We start from the raw sequence: 4,456 nt of genomic DNA on the forward strand, positions 1-4,456 counted from the left end.
GCGTTGGTCTGATAAGCGATCATTAAAATTCCGATAATCATTCCAAGGTCACCAATTCTGTTCATGATGAAGGCTTTTCTTGCCGCTGCACCATATTCTTTATTGGTATACCAGAAACCGATCAGCAGGTAAGAGCAAAGACCAACACCTTCCCAACCGATGAAAAGGATCAAATAATTGCTGCCCATCACCAAAAGGAGCATGGAGAAGATGAACAGATTCAGGTAAGCGAAGAATTTATAAAAACCTTTGTCGTGGCTCATGTAACCGATGGAGTAAAGGTGAATCAGTGATCCGATTCCGGTAATGATCATAATCATCATTAATGACAGCTGATCGATCTGGAAGCTGAAATTAACCTGGATTCCGTTAACCCTGAACCATTCAAAAGCCCTTACAATTACAGGCTGCGAATCTGCATCGAATTTTAAAAATAAACTGACAGCAATACAGAAAGAGGCAAAAACCACGAGTGTTGCGATACTTCCTACCACCATTTTCGGCAGACTTTTTCCAAAAAGACCGTTGATCAGAAATCCGAATAAGGGTAAAAGTATAATTGCGTAAACTAAATTTTCCATCCTATATTATCCTCTTAATTTATTAAAAATACTGATGTCTACCGATTTCGTATTGCGGTAAATCATTGCGATAATTGCCAAACCGATCGCAACTTCTGCCGCAGCAACCACCATGATGAAGAACACCAGGATTTGACCGTTTCCATCACCTTTATAGCTTGAAAATGCAGCCAGAAGCAGATTTACAGAATTCAGCATCAACTCTACACATCCCAAAATAATGATGGCGTTTTTGCGGATCAGAACCCCTAAAACTCCCAGACAGAAAAGTACAGAACTCAGTATAATAAAATACTCGAGCGGTACGGTCTGTATAAATGAATTTATTTCTCCCATAATACTATAAATCTTTTTTACCGATAAGCACTGCACCTACAATTCCTGCAAGGATAAGGATTGAAGCCAGTTCAAATGGCAATACATATTCGTTAAACAATAATCTTCCGAGGTTTTTGGTCAACCCGATGGATGAATCTGCACCTGTTCCGAAAGTCGTCGCGTTCAGTCCCTTGAAAGCACCCAGAATTCCGATTAAAAGGATTCCTGCAGCAAAAACCCCGATGAATTTGGTGATGTTCTGCTTTTTACTTTCGTCGCCTTTATTCAGGTTAAGCATCATCAGGATATAGAGGAATAAAACCATAATCGCCCCTGCGTAAACAATCACCTGAACAATTCCTAAAAACTGAGCATTCAGTAAAACGTACATTGCAGCAATCGAAAAGAAAGTTACAATAAGGGAAAGAATGGAGTAGAGCGGGTTTCGGGCAAACACGAAATAGGCTGCACTTATTACGGCCAGAAATGCCACAAAGAAAAATATAATCTGTTCCATTTATTTTACCGATTTTTTTTGTAATTCACTTTGTCTTGCAGTAATATCAATTCTTTCATTGATTTTTTCAACAAGTTTATCCTTACCGTACACGAAGCTTCCGCGGTTGGTTTCTACATCCACCAAACGGTCGGTAAGGTAAATCGCAGATTTCGGGCAGGCTTCTTCGCACATCCCACAGAAAATACATCGCAACATATTGATTTCGTACACCGCTGCATATTTTTCTTCGCGGTACAGGTCTTTTTCCTCCCGGGTTCTTTCCGCGGCGGTCATGGTAATGGCTTCTGCCGGACATGCAACAGCACAAAGTCCGCAGGCAGTACATCTTTCGCGCCCTTCTTCATCACGTTTCAGAACGTGCAGGCCACGCCAGACTTTCGCCCTTGGCTTTTCCACCTCCGGATAGGAGTAAACTTTCCCTTTGGAACCTGCCAAAGCGTGTTTCAGGGTAATGGCCATTCCCTTCATAATTTCGGGGAGGTATATTCTTTCCATAAAAGTCATCTCTTTGTTCGAGACTACTTTTGATCTGTTGGTCAGTTTCATATTGATTTTGTTTTAGCTTGGCCTAAGCCGTGAGCATTACAACTTTTACTTTTTTAATTAGGTAAAGAAAACAATTACAGCAGCAGTAATCACAAGATTTACTAAGGCTAAAGGAATTAAACTCTTCCAGCCCAGATGCATCAACTGGTCGTATCTGAATCTTGGGATCGTCCAGCGGATCCACATAAAGATCAGGATTCCGATAATCACTTTAAAGAGCATCGCAAGGATACTTAAAATACCTGCCGTATTTTCGCCCCAGTTTTCAGATACCCAGTTAATTCCCGGATAGTTGAATCCACCGAAAAAGAGGGTAGCAATCAATGCATTTGAGATGAACATATTCACATATTCCCCGAACATGTACTGCCCAAAGTTCATGGATGAATATTCTGTCATATAACCGTTTACGAGTTCAGATTCACATTCCGGCAAATCGAAAGGGTGACGGTTGGTTTCTGCCAAAGCAGCAACAAAAAATATGATAAATGCTAAAGGCTGGTAGAAAATATTCCAGTTCATGCCGTCTGCCGGAATTAAGCCCCAGATTTTACCGGTTCCCTGTGAAGAAGTGATATAGTGAAGATCCAGACTTCCGGCCATTAAAATAATTGCAAGAAGCGAAAGACCCATCGCCAGCTCATAGGAAATCATCTGCGACGAAGCACGGATGGCACCGATAAGCGAGTATTTGTTATTGGAGGCCCAACCACCGATCATCATTCCGTAAACTCCGATGGAAACCATTCCGATAAGATACAGTACGCCAACATCGATATTGGCCACCTGAATATCAAAAGAAGTTCCGCCGATGTTCAGCGATTTACCCCACGGAATTACCGCTCCCGTGATCAGGGAAACGAACATGGTGATGCCAGGTCCTAAATAAAACAGGAATCTGTCGGCATTCTGGGGTACAAATCCTTCTTTAAAAAAGAGTTTTCCACCATCTGCCAAAGGCTGCAAAAGACCGAACGGTCCGGCTCTGTTCGGCCCGATTCTGTCCTGTAATGCCGCTGCCACTTTTCGCTCGCCCCAGGTAGAGTAGGCTGCTACGCCCATGGATACGGCGAAAAGAACAAGTACTAAAATGATTTTAAAGGTAATTAATTCCATAAGTTATATCATTTGAGGTTTAAAGATCGATTTAAATCAGTTTTAAACAGCTCATTATCAAATTAAATTATTTCGTCTTTTTCACCGATTTCTTTTGCATCGGGATTGTTCAGGAGATTAACCATATTTTTTGGCTTCTCGTAATGGTTCAGCGAGATAACCGAGTGTCTGTCGATATGTCTCGGACCTTCGATCGTCCAGTGTTTCAGGTCTTTTTTCTCGAAACGGCACTCATCACAGATCCAATCCTGCACTTCGTCGTACTGGTCTTTTCTGGCAGTAACCCTGATGATTTCCTCACCTTTCATCCAAACTACCGCTTTACCTGAACATTTATCACATTTGCACGTGGCGTTCATGGGTTTGGTAAACCAAACTCTGCTTGCAAAACGGGCAGTTCTGTCGGTTAAGGCTCCTACAGGACAAACATCAATTACGTTTCCGATGAAATCGTTATCTAAGGCTTTATTCAAGTTCGTTGAAATCTCTGCATGGTCACCTCTGAAGAGAATTCCGTGCTCACGGTTTTCGGTAAGCTGGTTGGCTACCAAAACGCATCTTGCACACAGGATACAGCGATTCATGTGAAGTTTAATGTTCGGACCGATATCTTCAGGCTCGAAAGTTCTTCTTTCAAATTCTGTTCTGGTTGCTTCTACCCCGTGCTCATAACCCAAATCCTGAAGGTGGCATTCGCCGGCCTGGTCACATACCGGGCAATCTAATGGGTGATTTATAAGCAGAAATTCGGTTACGGCTTTTCTTGCTTCCTGAGTTTTTTCGGAGGTAAGGTTTTTTACTTCCATACCATCCATCACGCCGGTTCTGCAGCTTGCTACCAGTTTTGGCATAGGCCGTGAATCTGCATCTGAACCTTTTGATACTTCTACCAGACAGGTTCTGCATCTTCCGCCGCTGGATTCCAGGGGTTTGTAGTAACACATCGCGGGTGGTACAGATTTACCACCGATTTGTCTGGCTGCTTCAAGAATAGAAGTTCCGGGCAAAACCTCAGTGGTCTGTCCGTCGATCGTGATCTTAAATTTTTTAATTTCTTCGCTCATTATAGATGAATTCAAAAATGAATTAATTAAATTTTACGGGTATTAAAGGTATAACCAATCCCGAAATTGATCTGTCCGAAAAAGAAATCCTGGGATGCCTTATCGGGTTTATTGTTTAAAGTTGTTTTTATGTCAGGCATGTTGATATAGCCTAATTTTCCTTCTACTCTTGCCATCCAGTGTTTCCAGAAGACAGCGTTAATATTTGCTCTGGCGTCGAGGCCGAAACCTGCAACATGAAAACGGTCGCTTCGTTCATTGTCGAAAAGTTTTACATTACTTTTCGGAAAAAGAACACCTGCGCCTGCGCC

The 4,456-nt window shown here is 42.2% G+C and carries 6 protein-coding genes and 1 pseudogene; all 7 read right to left on the reverse strand.

The annotated features are described in order from the left end of the window. On the reverse strand, positions 1-581 hold a 581-nt coding region (locus tag V5N63_RS05080; protein ID WP_332033076.1), incomplete at its 3' end, for a proton-conducting transporter transmembrane domain-containing protein. Between the two features lie 6 nt (positions 582-587). Further along, the gene (gene nuoK / locus V5N63_RS05085; RefSeq protein ID WP_088469483.1) at positions 588-917 is read right to left on the reverse strand and encodes an NADH-quinone oxidoreductase subunit NuoK; all 330 of its coding nucleotides are present in this window, start codon (positions 915-917) and stop codon (positions 588-590) included. Positions 918-921: 4 nt separating this feature from the next. Further along, positions 922-1,416 (reverse strand): NADH-quinone oxidoreductase subunit J family protein, encoded by a 495-nt coding sequence (locus V5N63_RS05090; protein WP_332033077.1) that lies wholly within the window; start codon positions 1,414-1,416, stop codon positions 922-924. After that, a complete protein-coding gene (locus V5N63_RS05095) occupies positions 1,417-1,965 on the reverse strand; it encodes a NuoI/complex I 23 kDa subunit family protein (RefSeq protein WP_088469481.1) in 549 nt (182 codons plus the stop codon). A 57-nt stretch (positions 1,966-2,022) separates the two neighbouring features. After that, a complete protein-coding gene (gene nuoH, locus V5N63_RS05100; RefSeq protein WP_332033078.1) occupies positions 2,023-3,081 on the reverse strand; it encodes an NADH-quinone oxidoreductase subunit NuoH in 1,059 nt (352 codons plus the stop codon). Positions 3,082-3,143: 62 nt separating this feature from the next. Then, a complete protein-coding gene (locus V5N63_RS05105) occupies positions 3,144-4,145 on the reverse strand; it encodes a 2Fe-2S iron-sulfur cluster-binding protein (RefSeq protein WP_332033079.1) in 1,002 nt (333 codons plus the stop codon). 26 nt (positions 4,146-4,171) lie between these two features. Further along, positions 4,172-4,456, reverse strand: a pseudogene (locus tag V5N63_RS05110) (hypothetical protein); the annotation flags it as partial.

The organism is Kaistella sp. (assembly GCF_032060305.1).
GTDB classification, from domain to species: domain Bacteria; phylum Bacteroidota; class Bacteroidia; order Flavobacteriales; family Weeksellaceae; genus Kaistella; species Kaistella yananensis.

Excerpts from the sequence above, each read along its gene's own strand:
- nuoK (WP_088469483.1), bottom strand. The coding sequence starts at position 917 with ATGGGAGAAATAAATTCATTTATACAGACCGTACCGCTCGAGTATTTT.
- V5N63_RS05090 (WP_332033077.1), bottom strand. The coding sequence starts at position 1,416 with ATGGAACAGATTATATTTTTCTTTGTGGCATTTCTGGCCGTAATAAGT.
- V5N63_RS05095 (WP_088469481.1), bottom strand. The coding sequence starts at position 1,965 with ATGAAACTGACCAACAGATCAAAAGTAGTCTCGAACAAAGAGATGACT.
- nuoH (WP_332033078.1), bottom strand. The coding sequence starts at position 3,081 with ATGGAATTAATTACCTTTAAAATCATTTTAGTACTTGTTCTTTTCGCC.
- V5N63_RS05105 (WP_332033079.1), bottom strand. The coding sequence starts at position 4,145 with ATGAGCGAAGAAATTAAAAAATTTAAGATCACGATCGACGGACAGACC.